We start from the raw sequence: 20,791 nt of genomic DNA, 5'->3' as shown, positions 1-20,791 counted from the left end.
CCGTGCCTAGACCAGACAGCGCGGGCCGAGCAGGCTCTTCAGCTCGCCGAACAGGTCTGGCGTGAGGTTCACCGGCATCGGCAGCTCGAACGTGCGCGCCACGGAGTCCTTCACGAGCTTGAGCCGCACCTCGGTCTCGCCACTGTGCCGGCCGAGCACCGCGGCCAGCTCCGTGACGATCTCGGTGGTCGCCTGACGCTCCGGCACCGACAGCGTCAGCGGGCCGGAGCCCATCGCGTCGCCGACGTTCGGCTGGAACATGCTCACCGCGTGCAGCGCCTTGCCGTCGTCGCGGACGTTCACCCGGCCGCGCAGCACGACGATCGAGTCGGCGACGAGGGACGGGCCGAACTCCTGGTACGTCTTGCCGAGGAACATGACCCCGATCTCGCCGCCGAAGTCCTCGATCTGGACGATGCCGTACGGGTTGCCGCTCGACTTCGCGACGCGGTGCTGCACGCTCGTGAGCAGGCCCGCCACCGTGACGGTCTCGCCCTCGATCGAGTCGTCGGCGCTGAGCAGGTCGGCGATGGTGATCGACTGGTGCTTCGCGAGCTCGATCTCGAGGCCGGCCAGCGGGTGGTCGGACACGTAGAGGCCGAGCATGTCGCGCTCGAACGCCAGCTTGTCGCGCTTGGACCACTCCGGACGGTCCGGGACCTGCGACACCGGGGCCGAGGACGGCTGCTCCTCGGCGACCTCGGCGAACAGCGAGTCGAAGTCGAAGCCGACGTTGCCGTGGGCCTCGTCGCGCTTGACCTTGACCGCGCCCTCGACCGCGCCCTCGTGGATCTCGACCAGGGCGCGACGGGTGTCGCCGAACTCGTCGAACGCACCGGCCTTGATGAGCGACTCGACGGTCCGCTTGTTCGCCGACGAGATCGGGATCTTGCGCAGGAAGTCGTGGAACGACTCGAACGCGCCCTTCTCGGTGCGCGCCTGCACGATGTCGTCGACGACGTTGAAGCCGACGTTGCGGATCGCGCCCATGCCGAAGCGGATGTCGTCCCCGACGGCCGCGAAGAAGCCGATCGACTCGTTGACGTCCGGGGGCATGACCTTGATGCCCATGCGTCGGCACTCGTTGAGGTACAGCGCGAGCTTGTCGCGGGCGTCACCGACGCTCGTGAGCAGCGCCGCCATGTACTCGGCCGGGTAGTGGGCCTTGAGGTACGCGGTCCAGAACGACACGACGCCGTACGCGGCGGAGTGCGCCTTGTTGAACGCGTAGTCGGAGAACGGCAGCAGGATGTCCCAGAGCGTCTTGATGGCAGCGGCCGAGTAGCCGTTGTCCTGCATGCCCTTCTGGAAGCCCGCGTACTGCTTGTCGAGCTCGGACTTCTTCTTCTTGCCCATCGCGCGGCGGAGGATGTCCGCCTGGCCGAGGGAGAAGCCCGCGACCTTCTGCGCGATGGCCATGACCTGCTCCTGGTAGATGATCAGGCCGTAGGTCGTGCCGATGATGTCCTGGAGCGGTTCCTCGAGCTCCGGGTGGATCGGCGTGATCGGCTGCTCGCCGTTCTTGCGGAGCGCGTAGTTCGTGTGCGAGTTCGCACCCATGGGGCCCGGACGGTACAGGGCGATGAGCGCGGAGATGTCCTCGAAGTTGTCCGGCTTCATCAGGCGGAGCAGACCGCGCATCGGGCCGCCGTCGAGCTGGAACACGCCGAGGGTGTCGCCGCGCTGCAGGAGCGCGTAGGCCTCTTCGTCCTCGAGCCCCATCGTCTCGAGGTCGAGGTCGATGCCGCGGTTGCTCTTGATGTTGTCGAGGGCGTCGCTGATGATCGTGAGGTTCCGGAGCCCCAGGAAGTCCATCTTGATCAGGCCGAGCGACTCCGCGGCCGGGTAGTCGAACTGCGTGACGATCTGGCCGTCCTGCTCGCGCTTCATCACGGGGATGATGTCGATGAGCGGCTCGCTCGACATGATGACGCCGGCGGCGTGGACGCCCCACTGGCGCTTCAGCCCCTCGAGCCCGAGCGCGGTGTCGAACACCGTCTTCGCCTCGGGGTCGGTCTCGACGACCGTGCGGACGTCGACGGCTTCCTTGTACCGCGGGTGGTCCTTGTCGAAGATCCCGGTCAGCGGGATGTCCTTGCCCATCACGGGCGGCGGCATCGCCTTCGTGAGCTTCTCGCCCATGCCGAAGGGGAAGCCGAGCACGCGGGAGGAGTCCTTGAGCGCCTGCTTCGCCTTGATGGTGCCGTACGTGACGATCTGGGCGACGCGCTCCGACCCGTACTTCTCGGTGACGTACTTGATCGCCTCACCACGGCGCCGGTCGTCGAAGTCGACGTCGAAGTCGGGCATCGAGACGCGGTCCGGGTTGAGGAATCGCTCGAAGATGAGGCCGTGACGGATCGGGTCGAGGTCGGTGATGCGCATCGCGTACGCGACCATCGAGCCGGCACCGGAACCACGGCCCGGTCCGACGCGGATGCCGTTGTTCTTCGACCAGTTGATGAAGTCGGCGACGACGAGGAAGTACCCCGGGAAGCCCATCTGGTTGATGATCCCGACCTCGTAGTCGGCGCGCTCCTGGACCTCGCGCGAGATGCCCTCCGGGTACCGGTACTCCAGACCCTTCGCGACTTCCTTCTCGAACCACGAGTGCTCGGTCTCGCCCTCGGGCACCGGGAACTTCGGCATGTAGTTCGCCGCGGTGTCGAACTCGACCTCGCACCGCTCGGCGATGAGGAGCGTGTTGTCGCAGGCCTCGGGGTGGTCGCGGAAGACGTGGCGCATCTGCTGCGGGGTCTTCAGGTAGAACTCGTCGGCGTCGAACTTGAAGCGGTTCGGGTCGTTCAGCGTCGACCCGGACTGCACGCAGAGCAGCGCCGCGTGCGACTTCGCGTCGTGCGCGTGGGTGTAGTGCAGGTCGTTCGTCCCGATGAGCGGGATGCCGAGGTCCTTCGAGATGCGGACGACGTCCTCGATCACGCGGCGCTCGATCTCGAGGCCGTGGTCCATGATCTCGGCGAAGTAGTTGTCCTTGCCGAAGATGTCTCGGTAGTCGGCGGCGGCCTTGAGCGCTTCGTCGTACTGGCCGAGACGGAGTCGGGTCTGGATCTCGCCCGAGGGGCAGCCCGTCGTCGCGATGATGCCGTCGTGGTACTGGTCGAGGAGCTCGATGTCCATGCGGGGCTTGAAGTAGTAGCCCTCGATCGAGGCGCGGGACGACAGCCGGAACAGGTTGTGCATGCCCGCGGTGTTCTCGGCGAACATCGTCATGTGCGTGTACGCACCCGAGCCCGAGACGTCGTCGCCCCCGCCGTCGCCCCAGCGCACACGCGTCTTGTCGGTGCGGTGCGTGCGCGGCGTGATGTACGCCTCGGTCCCGATGATCGGCTTGACGCCGCCGGCCTTCGCGGCCTTCCAGAACTCGAACGCGCCGAACATGTTGCCGTGGTCGGTGACGGCCACCGCCGGCATCCCCTGCGCGGCGGTCTCGGCGACGAGGTCGGTGAGTCGCGCGGCGCCGTCGAGCATCGAGTACTCGCTGTGCACGTGCAGGTGGACGAAGGAGTCGGTGTCCGACACGGTACCTCCGGTTCGACGGTCTGCTGCGGGGCGGGAACAGCCTAACCGCGACCGGCGACGTTCCCGCGCGTGTCCGACGTGACCGCAGACGTTCCCGCGCGTGTCCGACGCGAGCGCAGACCGGCGTCCGGCGCTGCCCGCCCCGCGAGCGGGCAGGACACGCCACGGGCGTTGCGCCGATCGGGCGGTTCGCGTCGCTCGATGCCGCCCACCGTGACGGAGAAGGCCCGCTCGGCTCGCCGGGCGGGCCGGCCTCGCCGCTCGGCTCGCCGGGCGAGCCGGCCCTGCCGAGCGGACAGGACATGCCGCGCGCGTTCCGCGGAGCGGGCGGTACACGTCGCCTGATGGCGCCGATCGAGACGGAACGTGCGCGCTCGGGGGCCGACGGTGGACGTGACCCGGTGCCGGACGGGAGGCGCGTGGCGGCGCCGCAACGCGCCTCCCGTCCGGGCGTGGACTGGCTCGGCGCCGAACGAACGCGCGGGACACGCCGCGCGGTGTTCGCCGAGCGGATGCGGACCGTCGGGCGGACGCACCGAGTGGGACGGATCGGGCCCGCTCGGCCAGGGCGGCGCCGCCACGCACCACGCGCCGCCCGCCCGGCGCCGCCCGCCCGGCGGCGCGTGGCCCGGCGGCGGTCGCCCTCAGGCGGACGCGGCCCGGATCCGGTCGAGCGCGACCTGCAGGTCCTCGGGGTAGGACGCCTCGAACGACACCCACTCCCCCGTGCGCGGGTGCGCGAAGCCGAGCCGGACCGCGTCGAGCCACTGCCGCGTCAGCCCGAGCTCCCCGGCGAGCACCGGGTCGGCGCCGTACGTGGTGTCCCCGACGAGCGGGTGACGGGTGGCAGCCATGTGCACGCGGATCTGGTGGGTGCGCCCGGTCTCCAGGTGCACCTCGAGCAGCGACGCGGCTCGGAACGCCTCGAGGGTCTCGTAGTGCGTCACGCTCGGCTTGCCGTCCGCGGTGACCGCGAACTTCCAGTCGCTCGACGGGTGCCGTCCGATGGGCGCGTCGATCGTGCCGGAGCTCGGGTCGGGGTGCCCCTGCGCGAGCGCGTGGTAGACCTTCTCGACGGTCCGCTCCTTGAACGCCCGCTTCAGGTGCGTGTACGCGGTCTCGGTCTTCGCGACGACCATGAGCCCGGACGTCCCGACGTCGAGCCGGTGCACGATGCCCGCGCGCTCGGCGGCGCCGGAGGTCGCGATCGTGAAGCCCGCGGCGGCGAGCCCCCCGGGGACGGTCGGGCCGTCCCACCCGGGCGACGGGTGCGCGGCGACACCGACTGGCTTGTCGACGACGACGATGTCCTCGTCGTCGTGGACGATCGTCATGCCCGGCACCTCGACCGGGACGATCCGCGGCGGCTCCTTGGGCGACCACGACACCTCGAGCCAGGAGTCGGCGTGCAGCCGGTCGGACTTGCCGACCGTCACGCCGTCGACGCTGACGCCGCCAGCGGCGACGACGTCGGCCGCGAACGACCGGCTGAAGCCGAGCAGCTTCGCGAGGGCGGCGTCGACGCGCTCGCCCGCGAGCCCGTCCGGCACGGGCAGGGACCGGGACTCGACGCTCACGTCGCGTCGTGTCCGAGCGCGTCGCGGAGGTCGTGCGGCCCGCGCGGGTCCGTGGTGCGGTCGGCCGGCCGGGAGGCGCGACCCGCGTCCGCAGCGTCGGCCGCGGTCGTCGGGACGGCTGCGTCACGGGCGGCGGTCCCGTCGTCCGCGACGCGGTGCGCGGAGCGCTCGACGTCGTCGGACGACGTGGCGGTGGCGGCCGCGTCGGCGCGCTGCTGCTTCGCCGACGGCGTGCGCGTCCCGTCGAGGTTGACCCCGAACACGACGAGCAGCACGAACACGACCATGCTGACGCAGATGAACGCGTCCGCGATGTTGTAGATCGCCGGCATCATCCACGGCGTGGAGATGAAGTCGACCACGTGCCCGCGACCGAAGCCGGGCTCTCGGAAGAGCCGGTCGAGCAGGTTGCCGAGCGCGCCGCCGAGCAGCATGCCCAGGACGAGCGCCCACCACATCGACCGGATGCGCCGCGCGAAGACGATGATCGCCACGACCACGGCCGTCGACACGATCGAGAACACCCACGTCATGTTGACCGCGAACGAGAACGCGGCGCCGGGGTTCCGCACGTAGAAGAACTGCAGGGCGTCCCCGAGGACGGCGACGGGCTGGCCGTACGGCAGGTTCGCGACGACGAGGGCCTTCACGCCCTGGTCGAGCGCCACCACGACGACAGCGGCGAAGGCCAGTGCCGCGATAGCGCGGACACTGACCTTCGCCGATGGTGCTGGTCGGACCAACGTCAGTTGCCGAAGCCCTGCGCCGATGCCGGCGCGGGGGTGAGGCCGGACTGCTCGGAGCCCGAACCGTCGAGCTCGGCGAGCTGCCCCTGGATGTAGCTCTTGAGCTGCGCACGGTAGTCGCGCTCGAACGTCCGGAGCTCGTCGATCTTGCCCTCGAGCTGGCGCTGCTCCTGCTCGAGCACCTGCACGCGCTGGCGGCTGGTGTTCTCGGTGTCCGCGATGATCTGGCGCTGCTTCGCCTCGGCCTCGGAGACCAGGCGGGCGGCCTGCGCGGTGCCCTCGGCGATGAGCGCGTCACGCTTCTCGACGCCCTCGCGGACGTGCTCCTCGTGCAGACGACGAGCGAGCGTGAGGAGGTTCGTGGTGCCCTCGGTGTCCTCGTCGGCGGGGACCGTCGACGGGGCCGGCGCGGCGGCGGCGACCGGAGCGGGCTCCGGTGCTGCGGCGACGGGGGCCGGGGTGGGCTCGGGCTCCGGAGCGGAGGCCGGTGCCGACTGCTCGTCCTTCGCCAGCTTCGGCGCGGACTCGGCCGACTGCAGGCGCTGGCGCAGCTCGTCGTTCTCGGCCGTCAGACGACGGAGCTCGACGACGACCTCGTCCAGGAAGTCGTCGACCTCGTCCTGGTCGTAGCCCTCACGGAACTTCGTCGGCTGGAACCGCTTGTTGACTACGTCTTCCGGCGTCAAAGCCATTGCCGTCACCTCGATAGAACTGCTGAACGTGTGGAACCACTTGCGTCACGACCGAACCTACCAGCCGTGCCGAGTGGTGCGGAGGCCTGCCGGAGCGGGCCTCGATCCCGACCACCGTACACCGACACCGTGCCCGGAACGGTGTCCGGGCCCCGGCGTGGCGCGTGTCGGGACCGATCCGGTCAGAACGACCGGGCGAGCGTGCCGACGATCACCCGGAGGATGATCACGACGAGCATGACGATGGTCCACCCGAAGTCGAGTGCGACCGGCCCCATCCGCAACGGCGGGAGGAGCTTGCGCACGGCCCGGATCGGCGGGTCGGTCACGGTGTACACGAACTCCGAGAGCACGAGCACGCCGCCCCGGGGACGCCACGACCGGTTGTACGCCTGCACGATGTCGAGCGCGAACCGGCCCCACATCACGAAGAAGTAGAGGAGGAGGGCGAAGGACAGGATCCCGAAGACCAGTGACACGATGGGGCTCGCTCGGCTCGGGTGCGCCCGTCAGACCGACGGCCGCACGGGGGCGGGTGAACCGGGGGCCGGCTCAGGACTGGGCGAAGAAGGACGCCTCGATGTCGGACTCTACCTCAGCCGGCTCGCCGCTCACCGCGACGTGGGCGGGCGACAGCAGGAAGACCTTGTTGGTCACGCGCTCGATCTTGCCGTACAGCCCGAGGGACAGCCCCGACGCGAAGTCGATCATGCGACGGGCGTCGGTCTCGGTCATCTGCGAGAGGTTGATGATGACGGGGATCCCGTCGCGGAAGCTCTCGGCGATGGACTGGGCGTCCTTGTACTCGCGCGGGTGGACGGTGAGGATCTCGTTCATTTCCTGGACCGGGGTCGCCTTCTGTGCGGTCGTGTGCGAGCGGCGGAGCGGGGTGACCTGGGCGCCGCGCTGGTGGGTGTGCGTCTTGGGCTCCGCGGGTGCCGCTGCCGGAGCGGCCGCGGGTGCCGGGGTCTCCTGCACGGGCGCCACCGACGGGGCTGCGGCGGGGGCGGGAGCGGCGTGCTGCCGCTGCTGCGCGGGAGCTTCCTGCTGCTCGTCCTCGTACAGTTCCTCGTCGGCGAGGCCGAGGTAGACCATCGTCTTCTTGAGCGGGTTGGCCATGGTTCCTCCGGTCGTGCTTGCTCGTGGGTGCCCTGCCACGAGGCTAGGGCGCGACCGGTCGGTTTCCCGTGATTGCGGTCCCGATCCGCAGGTGTGTCGCGCCCTCGGCGATCGCCTCGGCGTGGTCGCCGCTCATCCCCGCGGAGATGTCGGTCGCGCCGGGCGCCAGCGACGCCACCCGCTCCGAGATCGTCCGCAGTCGGGCGAACGCGGCGCGGGGCGACCCCTCGAGCGGCGCGACCGCCATCACACCGCGCAGGCGGACGGTCCCGGTCGCGAGCACCCGCTCGACCATCGCCTCGACGGCGTCGGGCTGCACGCCGCCACGGCCCGGGTCGTCGGTGAGGTTCACCTGCACGAAACCCTCGACGACGCGCGGGTCGGGCTCGGCCTCGGTGGGCGCGAAGGCGTCGACGACGGAGTCCCGGTCGAGCGAGTGCACGACGTCGGCGTAGCGGCGGACCTGCCGCGCCTTCTTCGACTGGAGCTGGCCGACGAAGTGCCAGGTCAGCCCGAGGTCGGCGAGCTCCGCGGCCTTCGCCTGCGCCTCCTGGTGGCGGTTCTCCCCCACGTCGGTGACGCCGAGTGCCGCCAGGTCGCGGACGAGCGACGCCGGGTGGTACTTCGTGACGACGACGAGCGTCAGCTCGTCGACGCTGCGTCCCGCGACACGTGCCGCGTCGGCGATGCTGCCGCGCACCGTCGCGAGCCGCGTCGCGAGCGCGTCGTCACCACCGGACGCAGCACGCGCCTCCCGTCCGTCGTCGGGTGACGAGGCGGACGGGAGGCGCGTGTCGGCTGCCATCGTTCCTTACTTGAGGAAGTCGGGGACGTCGAGCTCGTCGTCACCGTCGAAGGCCGGGTCGGCGGCGCGCTGCGCCGGCGCCTCGTGCTGCTGCGAGGCCCACGACGGCGTGCTGGTCGCGGTGTCCTCGATCGAACCGGTCGCACCGCTGGACGCGGGAGCGGACGAGCCGCCCTCGGGGTCGACCCAGCTCGAGCGACGCTCCTTCTGCTGTGCGCTCGGCTCGCCGCCGTCGAAGCCGGCGGCGATGACGGTCACGCGGACCTCGTCGCCGAGGGTGTCGTCGATGACGGCACCGAAGATGATGTTGGCCTCGGGGTGGACCGCTTCCTGCACCAGGCGCGCGGCGTCGTTGATCTCGAAGATGCCGAGGTTCGACCCACCCTGGATCGAGAGCAGCACACCGTGCGCACCGTCGATCGAGGCCTCGAGCAGGGGCGAGGCCACGGCGAGCTCGGCGGCCTTGATCGCCCGGTCGGCCCCGCGGGACGAACCGATGCCCATGAGCGCGGAACCGGCGCCCTGCATGACCGACTTGACGTCGGCGAAGTCGAGGTTGATCAGACCCGGGGTCGTGATGAGGTCGGTGATGCCCTGCACGCCGGCGAGCAGCACCTGGTCGGCGGTCGCGAAGGCCTCGACCATGGAGATGCCGCGGTCGGAGATCTCGAGCAGGCGGTCGTTCGGGACGACGATGAGCGTGTCGACCTCGTCCTTGAGTCCGGCGACGCCGTTCTCGGCCTGGGACTGGCGACGCTTGCCCTCGAAGCTGAACGGCTTCGTGACGACGCCGATGGTGAGCGCGCCGATCGACTTCGCGATGCGCGCGACGACCGGCGCACCACCCGTACCGGTGCCGCCGCCCTCGCCTGCGGTGACGAAGACCATGTCGGCGCCCGCGAGGGCTTCCTCGATCTCCTCGGCGTGGTCCTCGGCGGCACGACGGCCGACCTCGGGGTCCGCGCCGGCACCGAGGCCGCGCGTGATCTCACGACCCACGTCGAGCTTCACGTCGGCGTCGCTGAGCAGGAGCGCCTGGGCGTCGGTGTTGATCGCGATGAACTCGACGCCGCGGAGGCCGAGCTCGATCATGCGGTTCACGGCGTTCACGCCGCCGCCGCCGACGCCGACGACCTTGATGACGGCGAGGTAGTTGTGGTTCGTGGTCACGTCAGTCGGGCCTCCGGTCGAAACCCTCAACCTCTACTTGAAGTTCAGGGGTCTTGCTGGTAGATGTGGTGCTCCGACGACGCTACGGGTGCCCCGGGAGCCCTGTCGCCCCGCCACGCCGCGTGTCGTCATTCGGGTTCCGCAATTCCGGCACCCGGACCAGCCGCCAGCGGTCGGTCCGCCGCACGCCCCGACACCCGGGCCGTGCGGCCCGGCGCACTGCTCCGCGCGGACGATCCCGTCGCCCGGCTCACTGCTCCGCGCGGACGATCCCGTCGCCCGGCTCACTGCTTCGCGCGGACGATCCCGTTGTCCGGCGCGGACACGTCGTACTCGACCGGCGTCCCCGGGGCGCGGCCCTCGTGGTCCTTGACGAGCGCGGCGAGCAGCGCCGCCTTCGCCTCGGAGTCCTCCGGGCTCCCCCACACGACGTTCGACCCGTCGCGCAGCGTGAGCGTCACGTCGTCGGCCGTCGAGGCGCGCAGGTCGGTCACCTGCGACCGCACCGCCGACGGCAGCGCGAGCACCACCTCGGTCATCGTGCGGAACACCGGCGACCCGAGCTTCGCGCGCGACACGTCGGCGAGCGGCACCCCGTCCGGCCGCGAGGGCGACGACTGCACGACGATGCCGGCCGGGTCCACCAGGTCGAACGCGCTGCCGGACTGCACCGCGACGACGGGCGTGCGCTCGGTCACCGTCACCACGAGCGTGTGCGGCGGGACCTCCTCGGTCACGTAGCTCTCGATGAGCGGGAACCCGGCGACCTCGCGCTTGACCTCGCCGAGGTCGAGGCGGGCGAGCGGCGTGCCGAGCTGCGCGGACAGCGCCTGGCGCAGCGCGGTCTCGTCGACGCGGTTCGTCCCCTTGATCTCGATCGTCTGCAACGCCATCAGCGGCGAGTAGACCGCCACGAGCAACGAGGCGCCGAAGACCACGACGACCGCGGCCGCCGTGGTCCAGGCGGCGCGGCGGTGCCGGGAGCGCCGGGTGAACCGGCGCACCTCGTTGCGCTCGAGCAGCCGGCGCCGACGCTTCGCGACGCGCGCCTCGCGCGCCGTCTCGGCGGCACGGACACCGGCACCGATCGGGGTCGCGTGGTCCTCGTGGTCGTCGGACGGCCGGGAGGCGCGGTGCGCGTCGAGCACGTCGGTGACGGTCGCGACGTGGTCGCGTCCCCCGTCGCCCCGGTCGTCGTCGGCGTGCTCGGCACGGCCGGACCCAGCGGGACGGTGCTCCTCGTCGGGAGCGTACCCGCGGAGTCGTTCGGCGACCGAGGACAGCCCGGCGCCGAGCCGGCGGCCGGCGACGCCCGCGGCGGCACCGGCGCGGTCCCGCACCGACCCGCCGTCGGCCGACGCCTGCTCGTCGTGCCCGGCGTCGGGTGCGGCACCGGGCGGTCGACCCGCCGTCTCGGGGACCGCGGCTGACGGGGCGGGAGCGGGCTGCGCCTCCCGGCCGTCCGCCGGCACCGCGCGGGACGCACGCCGCGGGATCCGGGGACCACGACGCTGCCGTGGCGCGTCGGCACCGTCGGCCGGGGCGTCCGGGTGGTCCGGACGCTCGTCGAAGCCCTCGGGACGCTTCACTTGCCGAGCGCCTCGAGCACCTGGGGGATGATCCGGTACACGTCGCCGCAGCTGAGCGTCATGATGATGTCGCCGTCACGGGCGACCGCGGCGGCACGGGCCGCCGCCTCGTCCCAGTCGGGCAGGAACTCGACGCGCGACTGGTCGGCGAAGCGCTCCTGCACGAGGGCACCGGTGACGCCGGGCTCCGGGTCCTCGCGGGCGCCGTACACGTCGAGCACGACCGTGTGGTCGGCGAGCTCCTCGTAGACCCGCGCGAAGTCGCCGGCCATCAGGCGGGTGCGGGAGTACAGGTGCGGCTGGTGGATCGCGATGATCCGGCCGTCGCCCACGACGTTGCGCGCGGCACGGAGGGCCGCGGCGACCTCGGTCGGGTGGTGCGCGTAGTCGTCGTACACCGACACGCCGCGCTCGACACCGTGCAGCTCGAAGCGCCGCTCGGTCCCGCCGAACGCCTCGATGCCGCGGATCGCGTCGGCCGGAGCCACCCCGAGTCCGGTGAGCACCGCGAAGGCGCCGACCGCGTTCACGGCGTTGTGGCGACCCGGCACGCGGAGCGTCAGGTGGTGGCTCCGGCCGTCGGCACGGAGGTCCACCTCCACGCTCGCGGCCTCGACGATGCGTTCGATCCGGACGTCGGCGTCGGCGGCCTCGCCGAACGTGACGACCTCGGGGGCGTGCTCGAGCGCTCGGACACCCTCGGTGACCCGCTTCGCGCCCGCATCGTCGCTCGACACGACGATGCGCTCGCGCGCCTTGCCCGCGAAGGTGACGAAGGCCTCGATGAAGGCCTCCTCGCTGCCGTAGTGGTCGAGGTGGTCCGCGTCGACGTTCGTGATGAGCGCGACCGCGACGTCGTAGAGCAGGAAGGAGCCGTCCGACTCGTCGGCCTCGACCACGAACAGGTCGCTGCTGCCCGGAGCGGAGCTCGTGCCGAGCGACTGGATGACCCCGCCGTTGACGAAGCTCGGGTCGAGGCCGAGCTCGACGAGCGCGGTCACGATCATCCCCGTCGAGGTGGTCTTGCCGTGCGCACCCGCGACGGCGACGAGGCGGTGCTCGGCGATCAGCGCCGCGAGGGCCTGCGACCGGTGCAGCACCGGCAGGCCGCGACGCTGCGCCTCGAGCAGCTCGGGGTTGTCCGGCCAGAGCGCACTCGTGACGACGATCGTGTCGGCAGCGCCGACGTTCGCCGCGTCGTGGCCGATGTGCACCTCGGCGCCGAGGTCGCGCATCGTGGCCGTCGTCGCGGTCTCGCGGGAGTCGCTGCCCGTCACGCGGTGCCCGGCGGCCAGGAACATGCGGGCGATGCCGCTCATGCCGGAGCCACCGATGCCCACGAAGTGGACCGTACCGAGGTCGTCCGGGATCGGCTGGGTCAGGTCCGGCTTGATGGTCATCGTTCCTCCGTGGTGCTGGTGGTGCTCGGGGCGCGCTCGGCGTCCCGGACGAGGTCGGTCATCCGGTCGGCACCGTCGCGGTGTCCGACGCTGCCCGCGCGGACCGCCATGTCGGCGATCCGTGCGCGGTCCTGCAGGATGCCGAGCAGCTGGAACGTCACCCAGTCCTCGTCGAATTCCCCGTCCGCGACGAGCACCGCTCCCCCGGCCCCGACGACGTCGGCCGCGTTGTGCCGCTGCTCGCCGTTGCCGACCGGGTACGGCACCAGGACGCTCGGCAGGCCGACCGCGGTGAGCTCGCACACCATCCCGGCACCGGCGCGCGAGACGACGAAGTCCGCCGCGGCGTACGCCAGGTCCATCCGGTCGCAGTACGGCAGCACGTGGTAGCCGTCGAGGTCGCTCGGCCCGATGTCCGACTTCCCACCGACGACGTGCAGCACCTGCCACCCGGCGCCGACGATCGTCGCCGCCGACCGGTTGACCGTCTGGTTGATGCTCCGCGCCCCGGAGGACCCGCCCGTGACGAGCAGGACCGGGCGGGCCGGGTCGAGGCCGAACTCGGCGAGGCCCTCGTCGCGCCGCGCCCGTCGGTCCAGCGACTCGATCTCGCGGCGGAGCGGCATGCCGACGACCCGGCCGTGCCGGAGCCGGGTGTTCGAGAAGGTGAGCCCGACGTGCGACGTCAGGAAGGCCGCGAGGCGGTTCGCCAGGCCGGGCTTGGCGTTCTGCTCGTGCACGACGATCGGGGTGCCGGTGCGCTTGGCCGCGACGTACGCGGGGGCGGCCGCGTACCCGCCGACACCGAGGACCACGTCGACCCCGTGCTCGCGGATGTAGCGCTCGGTCTGCCGCACGGCCGCGGCGAACCGGCCCGGGAAGCGCAGCGCCGCGGCGTTCGGCTTCCGCGGGAACGGCAGGCGCGGGATCGTGAGCAGCTCGTAGCCGCGCATCGGGACGAGCCGCGACTCGAGGCCCTCGGCGGTCCCGAGCACGAGCACGCGGGCGTCCGGGTCGCGCTCGGTCAGGCGGTCGGCCACGGCGAGCAGCGGGTTGACGTGCCCGGCGGTGCCGCCGCCGGCGAAGAGGTAGGTGCTCACCGGAGCGTTCCGTTCTGTGGTGCGAAGCCGTTCGACGGCAGGGAGCGGTCGGTGCCGCTCGCCCCGGTGCCACGGCCCTTGCCGGGCAGGTCCCGCGCGAACGACAGCACGACGCCGATGGCGACGAGCGTCATGATGAGCGCCGACCCACCGGCCGAGATGAGTGGGAGTGGCACGCCGAGCACGGGGAGCAGCCCGAGCACGACGGCGATGTTGACGAGCGCCTGGCCGATGATCCACGCGACGATCGCACCCGTCACCGTCCGGACGAAGGGGTCGTTCGACTGGCGGATGACCTTGACCATGCTCACCGCGAGCACCACGAACAGGGCCAGCACGACGACCGCGCCGACGAGCCCGAGTTCCTCGCCGATGATCGCGAAGATGTAGTCGTTGTCCGCCTCGGGCAGCCAGGACCACTTCGCCTTCGAGTTGCCGAGCCCGACGCCGAAGACGCCACCGGAGGCGAGCGCCCACATGCCGTGGACGGGCTGCCAGCACAGGTCCTGGTACTGGTTCGAGTCGGTGCAGCCGGAGAGCCACGCGCTGATGCGGGTCTGGCGCGAGGCCGACGCCATCGTGACGAACGGCAGCACGACCGCGATCGAGCCGAGGATCACGAGCAGGTGCCGCGCACGGGCGCCGCCGATGTAGAGGCCACCGAGCACCAGGATGAGCATGATCATCGCCGTGCCCTGGTCGCCGCCGAGCAGGACCATGCCGAGCGGCAGCACCGTGGCGATGCCGACCGGGACGAAGATCTCCTTCCAGTCCTCGAGCTTGTCGCGCTTGACGTACATGATCGCGCCGATGCCGAGGGCCAGCGCGAGCTTGATCGCCTCGGAGGGCTGCGCGGTGAACGAGCCGAAGCCCACCCAGTTCCGGTTGCCCTGCACCTCGATGCCGAGGGGCGTGTACACGAGCAGCTGCAGGGCGAGCGCGGCGCCGAGGATGCGCATCGCCCACTTCCGCCACAACCGGGCCGGGACCCTGCTGGCGACGAGCATGAGGGGGACGCCGAGCACCGCGTACAGGCCCTGGCGCGAGGCCGCCCCGAAGAAGTCGTGCGTCTTGGCGTACTGCTCGACGCTCGACGAGGACAGCACCATCACGACGCCGAAGACGACCAGGAAGAGCGTGATGCCGAGGATCGTGTAGAAGGTGCTCGACTCGGCGACGAAGACGTTCTTGACCGCGACGACCGCGCCGTTCGGGCGCCGGGACGCACCGGTACCCGCGGGCCGGGACGCACCCGTCCCCGTGGCCCGACCGGTCGTGCCCGGCGTCGTCGTCTGCCGGCCGCTACGCCCGTTCGGGAGATCCGTGGTCGCCATCGGCTGTGCCTCCCAGGTGTTCGTGGACCGCCGCCGCGAATCGGCGCCCTCGGTCGGCGTACGACTCGAACTGGTCGAACGACGCCGCAGCCGGGGCGAGGAGGACCGTGTCGCCCGGTCGCGCGACCGATGCGGCATGCCGGACCGCCTCGGGCATGACCTGATCAGTGTCCGTCGCCTGGACCTGCAGGACCGGGACCGCGGGCGCGTGTCGCGCGAATGCCTCCAGCACGGGGGTCCGGTCGGTGCCGATCACGACGACCGCACGGACGTCGGGGCCGAAGCGCTCGACGAGCCCGTCGACGTCGACGCCCTTGAACAGACCGCCGACGACCCACACGACGGTGTCGAACGACGCGAGCGACGCGGTGGCCGCGTGCGGGTTCGTCGCCTTCGAGTCGTCGACCCACGTGACGCCGTCCGCGGTCGCGACGTGCTCGGTGCGGTGGTGGTCGGCGTGGAAACCCTGCACCGCGGCCCGGATGTGCGCCGGCTCGACCGAGGCCGCGCGGGCCAGGGCCGCCGCGGCGAGCACGTTCATGGTCATGTGCGGGCTCGCGAGTCCGGCGGCCTCGAGGTCGGCGACGGTCGCCAGCTCGAGCGCGCTGTTCCGCCGGTCCTCGGTGAAGGCCCGGTCGCAGAGCACGTCGTCGACGATGCCCACGTCGCCGGCTGCGGGGAGCCCGGGCGTGAAGCCGACCGCACGGCAGCCCTCGACCACGTCGGCCTCCTCGACCATGCGACGGGTCGCGGCGTCCGCGGTGTTGTAGACGCACGCCATCACGGAGCGCTCGTAGACCTTGGCCTTCGCCGCGCGGTAGGCCTCGGCGGAGCCGTGCCACTCGAGGTGGTCGTCGGCGATGTTCAGGCAGGCGCTCGCGAGCGGGACGACCGCGCCGTCACCGGTCGTCGGCATGTAGTGCAGCTGGTGGCTCGACAGCTCGACCACCAGGACGTCGAAGCCCTCGGGGTCGCGCACGACGTCGAGCACCGGCACCCCGATGTTCCCGCACGCGACCGCGCGCAGCCCGGCGGCCTGGAACATCGCGGTCGTGAGCTGCGTCGTCGTGGTCTTGCCGTTCGTGCCCGTGATGGTCACCCACGGCGCGGCGATCGGACCGCGGACGACCTTGTCGCGCACGCGCCAGGCGAGCTCGACGTCGCCCCAGACCGTGCTGTGCTCGACGGCCCACCGGACGGTGGCGTTGTGCGGCGGCAGGCCCGGCGAGACGACGACCAGGTCCGGCGCCTGCTGCTCGAGCGCGGCGGGCACGGCGTCGAGCGGGGTGCGCTCGAAGCGCGCCCCGATCACGTCGAGCAGCTCGACCGTGTCGGCGGGACCGTCCGGCGCGTAGACCGTCACGGCACTGCCGAGCTCGACGAGCGTGTCCGCGACCGAGAAGCCCGTGGCGCCGAGCCCGAGGACCGCGACCCGCAGGCCCTTCCACCCCTCGGCGTACCAGCTGTCGAGACCTTCCGTACGGGCGTCAACCAACTCGTGCGATCCATTCCAGGTAGAAGAGTCCGACCCCGGCCGCGACGCACAGCCCCGCGATGATCCAGAAGCGGACGACGACGGTGACCTCGGCCCAGCCCTTGAGCTCGAAGTGGTGGTGCAGGGGGCTCATCCGGAAGATGCGCTTGCCGTGCGTGATCTTGAAGTACGCGCGCTGCAGGATGACCGATCCGGTGACGATGAAGAACAGACCGCCGATGAGGACGAGCAGGAGCTCGGTGCGGCTGAGGATCGCGAGCCCGGCAAGGGCACCGCCGAGGCCGAGCGAGCCGGTGTCACCGAGGAAGATCTGCGCGGGCGAGGTGTTGTACCAGAGGAAGCCGATCAGGCCTCCGCACACGGCCGCCGCGACGACCGCGAGGTCGAGCGGGTCCGAGGTGCTGTAGCAGGCGGCGCGCGTCGTCTCGTCGAGCCGGATGCCGCCGCAGATCTGGTTCGACTGCCAGAACCCGATGATGACGTAGGACCCGATCGCGAGGATGCTCGACCCGGTCGCCAGGCCGTCGAGCCCGTCGGCGACGTTGACGCCGTTCGAGGTCGACACGGTCAGCAGGACGATCCACGCGAGGAACAGGATCGTGCCGATCACGGTGCCGAGCGCCATGAAGTCGAGCCACGGGACGTCCCGGATCGCGGAGATCATCGTGGACGCCGGGGGCTTGCCGTTGCCGGTCGGGACGACGAGCGCGATCGTCGCGAACACGACGCCGACGATCACCTGCCCGAGGACCTTCGCCCAGCCACCGAGCCCGAGGCTGCGCTGACGGCGGACCTTGAGGAAGTCGTCGATGAACCCGACGAACCCGAGCCCGACCATGAGGAACAGCACGAGCAGCCCGGACAGCGTGACCGAGTCACGGCCGACGAGGTGCCCGACGAAGTAGCCGAGCACCGCGCCGAGGATCAGGACGATGCCGCCCATGGTCGCGGTGCCGCGCTTGGTGTGGTGCGACTGCGGGCCGTCGTCGCGGATGAACTGCCCCCACCCGAGACGGTGGAACAGCTTGATGAACAACGGCGTGAGCAGCAGTGTGAACACCAGCGACACGGCGCCGGCGATCAGGAGCGCGATCATTCGGTGACACCTCCGAGGCGGTCGCCGAGGAATCGCAGTTCCGCGGACTTCGAGGACTTGACCAGGACGACGTCACCGGGACGCAGCATGTCCTGCAGGGTGCGGACGGCCTCGTCGACGTCCTCGGCGTACACGGACTCGCCGTCCCACGATCCCTCGAGGGTGGCGGCCTGGTGGATGGGCAGCGCGCCGCGGCCGACGACCACGAGCTGGCCGATGCCGAGCCGCACGACGAGCCGACCGATGCGGTCGTGCTCCTCGACGGAGAACTCGCCGAGCTCGGCCATCTCGCCGAGCACGGCGACGGAGCGCTCCCCCGGTCGCACGACCTGCGCGAGGGTCCGCAGTGCAGCCGCCGTCGAGTCGGGCGACGCGTTGTAGGCGTCGTTGATGACGGTCACGCCCTCGGGGCCGCCCTGGAGCAGCTCCATGCGCCAGCGCTCGGCGCGCGTCATCGACGCGAGCGCCGCAGCACCCTCGGCGAGCGGCACGCCCCACAGGTGCGCGACGGTCAGGGCGGCGGACGCGTTCATCGCGTGGTGCTCGCCCAGGATCGCGAGGCGGACGTCGACGGTCTCGGGGACCGGCGCCGTGTCCGCCGCGTGGTCTGCCGCGGCCTCCGACGGGACGGGAGGCGCGGTGAGCGTGAAACGGGTGCCGCTGCGGTCCGTCTCGATGCCGCCGATGCGGTAGTCCGCGCCGGCGGAGGTCCCGAAGCCGACCACACGGGCGTCCGTGACGGCGCACATGGACGCGACACGGTCGTCGTCGACGTTGAGCAGGGCCGTCGCGGTGGCCGGTAGGTCGGTGACCATCTCCGACTTGGCGCGCTGGGTCGCCTCGATGCCGCCGAACTCACCGGCGTGCGCGAGTCCGACCTTGAGGACGACCCCGACGTCGGGCTCGGCGATCGTCACGAGCTTCGCGATGTGGCCCTTGCCGCTCGCGCCCATCTCGACCACGAGGAAGCGCGTGTCGTGCGTGATCCCGAGCATCGAGATCGGCGCGCCGACGTGGTTGTTGAACGACCCCTGCGGCGCGACCGTCTCGCCCTGGGTGGCGAGGATCGTGCGGAGCATGTTCTTCGTGCTCGTCTTGCCGTTCGAACCGGTGATCCCGACCACGCGGAGCGGTGCCGGGGCGCCGTGCTCGTCGGTCCGGTCGGCGCTCGAGGCGCGCACGCGGGCGACGACCTCGTGCGCGAGCGCGGCGAGGGCGGCGTAGCCGTCGGCCACGACGACCTGGGCGGTGTCGGAGCCCTCGGGCAGCTCGACGGCGCGCTCGGTGACGACGAGGGCGGCACCGGCGGTCGCGGCGGCGGGGACGAAGCGGTGGCCGTCGGTCTCCTCGCCGAGCAGCGCGAAGAACACGCTGCCCGGTCCGACCAGGCGGGAGTCGGTCTCGACGCTGCCGTCGACGACCTGCTCCGGGGCACCGCTGACGAGCTCGCCGCCGATCGCGGCGGCGATCTCGGCGAGGGTCAGGGCGATCATCGGATCTCCTCCGAGGGGCCGCTGTTCGGCTCCCAGCCGGCCTCGCGGAGCGCCTGGCGGGCCTCGTCGCGGGCGGAGTACGGCGTGCGGACGCCCTGGATGTCGCGGTAGTCCTGGTGGCCGGGTCCGGCCCACAGGATCGAGTCGCCCTCGCCGAGCAGGCTCACGGCCTTGCGGATCGCGGCCTCGGGCGGGCTGACCTCGTAGGTCTCGTGGTCGGGGAACGCCTCGCGTGCGGCGTCGACCAGGGTCTTGCGGATGCTCGCGGCGTCCTCGAAGCGCGGGTGGTGGTCGGTGACGACCAGGATGTCCGACCCGGCTGCGGCGACGCGGGCCATGGCGGCGCGCTTCGTCGTGTCGCGGTCGCCGTCGGCGCCGAACAGCATCAGGACCCGGCCGGGGGTGAACTGCCGGACGGCCGCGAGGGTGTTCTCGAAGGCGTCGGGCGAGTGCCCGAAGTCGACGTACACGCTCGGGCCGTGCTCACCCGAGACGCGCTCGGTGCGGCCCGGCAGGTAGCACTCGATCGCGCTGACGCGGGGGCCGTCCTCGGTCTCGTCCGGGTAGCGGCGGTGGCCCGACTCGAGCGCCTGGGCGATCGCCCCGAGCTCGAAGCCGCCCTCGACCAGCATGACGATCGCGAGCGCCGCGTTGGCGGCCATGTGCCAGCCGATGAGCGGCACCCGCGTGGTGAGCGCGCGGCCCTCGGGCCCGGTCAGGCGGAACTCGGTGTACGCGGCCTGCGCCGAGACGATGTCGACGTGCCACTCGGCCTCGACGTCCGGGTGCACCGTGATCGTGGTGACCGGGATGCGGGAGTCCTGCACCACGCGGCGGCCCCAGTCGGTGTCCAGCGAGACGACGCCGCGACGGGCGTGCTCGGGCTGGAACAGCGGGAGCTTCGCTTGGTAGTACTCCTCCATGTCGGCGTAGTCGTCGAGGTGGTCGTGCGACAGGTTGGTGAACCCGGCGACGTCGAAGACGATGCCGTCGACGCGGTGCCGGCTGAGGGCCTGGGCGCTCACCTCGACGGCGACCGCGCGGACCTCGGACTCGCGCATCCGGGCGAGCAGGGCGTGCATCTCGCTCGCCTCGGGCGTGGTCAGCCGGCTCGTCACGCTGAGCGACCCGATGTGGCGCTCCGCGGTCGAGCTCAGGCCGGACACGAGGCCGAGCTGCTTGAGGATGCCCTCGAGGATGTACGACGTGCTCGTCTTGCCGTTCGTGCCGGTCGTGGCGAACAGCTGCGGCAGGTCGGTGGCCTCGTCCGGGTGGGTGCGGTAGACCCAGGCCGAGACGTCGCCGAGTGCGGCACGGGGATCCTCGACCACGAGCACCGGCAGGCCCGCGGGCTCGGCCAGTGCCACGCCCTCGGCGTCGGTCAGGACGGCGACGGCACCGCGCTCGGCGGCCTCGGCGGCGAACTGCGCGCCGTGCCGGTTCGCACCGTGCACACCGACGAACAGGTCACCCGGCTGCACCTCGGCGGCGCTCAGGGTGACGCCCGTCGCCTCGACGGCGTCGACCGTGCCGACGACGCGCATGCCGAACGCGTTCGCGAGTTCGGCCACGCTCCTCGGGGTCGGGTGTTCGGGTCGGAGGACCGGGGGGATCCGTGCGGACAAGTGCTCCTTC

16 protein-coding genes are annotated in these 20,791 nt (G+C 71.6%); all 16 read right to left on the bottom strand.

All coding sequences use genetic code 11. From position 1 onward, the window contains the following. Positions 1-6 precede the first annotated feature (6 nt). Positions 7-3,489, bottom strand: a complete 3,483-nt coding sequence (gene dnaE, locus QOL16_RS06960; protein WP_071284929.1) for a DNA polymerase III subunit alpha — start codon at positions 3,487-3,489, stop codon at positions 7-9. A 695-nt stretch (positions 3,490-4,184) separates the two neighbouring features. Further along, positions 4,185-5,117, bottom strand: a complete 933-nt coding sequence (locus tag QOL16_RS06955) for an RluA family pseudouridine synthase (RefSeq protein ID WP_065960878.1) — start codon at positions 5,115-5,117, stop codon at positions 4,185-4,187. Beyond that, positions 5,114-5,860: a signal peptidase II gene (lspA, locus tag QOL16_RS06950; RefSeq protein WP_254780289.1), complete on the bottom strand. Its 747-nt coding sequence runs from the start codon at positions 5,858-5,860 to the stop codon at positions 5,114-5,116. The genes QOL16_RS06955 and lspA overlap by 4 nt, the downstream gene beginning before the upstream one ends. A 2-nt stretch (positions 5,861-5,862) precedes the next feature. Continuing rightward, positions 5,863-6,555, bottom strand: coding sequence for a DivIVA domain-containing protein (locus QOL16_RS06945; protein WP_071284914.1), 693 nt, complete (start codon positions 6,553-6,555; stop codon positions 5,863-5,865). 182 nt (positions 6,556-6,737) lie between these two features. Beyond that, a complete protein-coding gene (locus tag QOL16_RS06940; RefSeq protein ID WP_253181573.1) occupies positions 6,738-7,034 on the bottom strand; it encodes a YggT family protein in 297 nt (98 codons plus the stop codon). Between the two features lie 73 nt (positions 7,035-7,107). Next, positions 7,108-7,674, bottom strand: a complete 567-nt coding sequence (locus QOL16_RS06935; RefSeq protein ID WP_065960868.1) for a cell division protein SepF — start codon at positions 7,672-7,674, stop codon at positions 7,108-7,110. A 43-nt stretch (positions 7,675-7,717) separates the two neighbouring features. Further along, on the bottom strand, positions 7,718-8,479 hold the full coding sequence (locus QOL16_RS06930; protein ID WP_083395074.1) for a YggS family pyridoxal phosphate-dependent enzyme: 762 nt from the start codon (positions 8,477-8,479) through the stop codon (positions 7,718-7,720). A 6-nt stretch (positions 8,480-8,485) separates the two neighbouring features. Beyond that, the gene (ftsZ, locus tag QOL16_RS06925; protein ID WP_065960866.1) at positions 8,486-9,649 is read right to left on the bottom strand and encodes a cell division protein FtsZ; all 1,164 of its coding nucleotides are present in this window, start codon (positions 9,647-9,649) and stop codon (positions 8,486-8,488) included. A gap of 284 nt (positions 9,650-9,933) precedes the next feature. Continuing rightward, complete coding sequence (locus QOL16_RS06920) at positions 9,934-11,238, bottom strand: FtsQ-type POTRA domain-containing protein (protein ID WP_139197485.1); 1,305 nt, start codon at positions 11,236-11,238, stop codon at positions 9,934-9,936. After that, the gene (gene murC / locus QOL16_RS06915) at positions 11,235-12,638 is read right to left on the bottom strand and encodes a UDP-N-acetylmuramate--L-alanine ligase (RefSeq protein WP_071284915.1); all 1,404 of its coding nucleotides are present in this window, start codon (positions 12,636-12,638) and stop codon (positions 11,235-11,237) included. The genes QOL16_RS06920 and murC overlap by 4 nt, the downstream gene beginning before the upstream one ends. Continuing rightward, on the bottom strand, positions 12,635-13,738 hold the full coding sequence (locus tag QOL16_RS06910) for a glycosyltransferase (protein ID WP_071247380.1): 1,104 nt from the start codon (positions 13,736-13,738) through the stop codon (positions 12,635-12,637). The genes murC and QOL16_RS06910 overlap by 4 nt, the downstream gene beginning before the upstream one ends. Next, complete coding sequence (ftsW, locus tag QOL16_RS06905) at positions 13,735-15,072, bottom strand: putative lipid II flippase FtsW (RefSeq protein WP_083395076.1); 1,338 nt, start codon at positions 15,070-15,072, stop codon at positions 13,735-13,737. Before ftsW ends, QOL16_RS06910 begins: the two co-directional genes overlap by 4 nt. Beyond that, positions 15,041-16,567: a UDP-N-acetylmuramoyl-L-alanine--D-glutamate ligase gene (murD, locus tag QOL16_RS06900; RefSeq protein WP_071284916.1), complete on the bottom strand. Its 1,527-nt coding sequence runs from the start codon at positions 16,565-16,567 to the stop codon at positions 15,041-15,043. Before murD ends, ftsW begins: the two co-directional genes overlap by 32 nt. Further along, positions 16,560-17,663 carry a phospho-N-acetylmuramoyl-pentapeptide-transferase gene (gene mraY / locus QOL16_RS06895; RefSeq protein ID WP_065960856.1) on the bottom strand — a complete coding sequence of 368 codons (1,104 nt, stop codon included), beginning with the start codon at positions 17,661-17,663 and terminating at the stop codon, positions 16,560-16,562. The genes murD and mraY overlap by 8 nt, the downstream gene beginning before the upstream one ends. Further along, positions 17,660-19,156: a UDP-N-acetylmuramoyl-tripeptide--D-alanyl-D-alanine ligase gene (gene murF, locus QOL16_RS06890; protein WP_071284917.1), complete on the bottom strand. Its 1,497-nt coding sequence runs from the start codon at positions 19,154-19,156 to the stop codon at positions 17,660-17,662. The genes mraY and murF overlap by 4 nt, the downstream gene beginning before the upstream one ends. Next, positions 19,153-20,781: a Mur ligase family protein gene (locus QOL16_RS06885; RefSeq protein WP_071284931.1), complete on the bottom strand. Its 1,629-nt coding sequence runs from the start codon at positions 20,779-20,781 to the stop codon at positions 19,153-19,155. The genes murF and QOL16_RS06885 overlap by 4 nt, the downstream gene beginning before the upstream one ends. Between the last annotated feature and the right edge of the window lie 10 nt (positions 20,782-20,791).

The organism is Curtobacterium sp. MCBA15_004 (genome assembly GCF_001865055.2).
Lineage (GTDB): Bacteria > Actinomycetota > Actinomycetes > Actinomycetales > Microbacteriaceae > Curtobacterium.
Note: the sequence above shows the minus strand (reverse complement) of the source record. Positions and strands in the feature narration are given on the sequence as shown.

Excerpts from the sequence above, each read along its gene's own strand:
- dnaE (WP_071284929.1), bottom strand. The coding sequence starts at position 3,489 with ATGCTCGACGGCGCCGCGCGACTCACCGACCTCGTCGCCGAGACCGCC.
- QOL16_RS06945 (WP_071284914.1), bottom strand. The coding sequence starts at position 6,555 with ATGGCTTTGACGCCGGAAGACGTAGTCAACAAGCGGTTCCAGCCGACG.
- QOL16_RS06935 (WP_065960868.1), bottom strand. The coding sequence starts at position 7,674 with ATGGCCAACCCGCTCAAGAAGACGATGGTCTACCTCGGCCTCGCCGAC.
- QOL16_RS06930 (WP_083395074.1), bottom strand. The coding sequence starts at position 8,479 with ATGGCAGCCGACACGCGCCTCCCGTCCGCCTCGTCACCCGACGACGGA.
- murC (WP_071284915.1), bottom strand. The coding sequence starts at position 12,638 with ATGACCATCAAGCCGGACCTGACCCAGCCGATCCCGGACGACCTCGGT.
- ftsW (WP_083395076.1), bottom strand. The coding sequence starts at position 15,072 with ATGGCGACCACGGATCTCCCGAACGGGCGTAGCGGCCGGCAGACGACG.
- mraY (WP_065960856.1), bottom strand. The coding sequence starts at position 17,663 with ATGATCGCGCTCCTGATCGCCGGCGCCGTGTCGCTGGTGTTCACACTG.
- murF (WP_071284917.1), bottom strand. The coding sequence starts at position 19,156 with ATGATCGCCCTGACCCTCGCCGAGATCGCCGCCGCGATCGGCGGCGAG.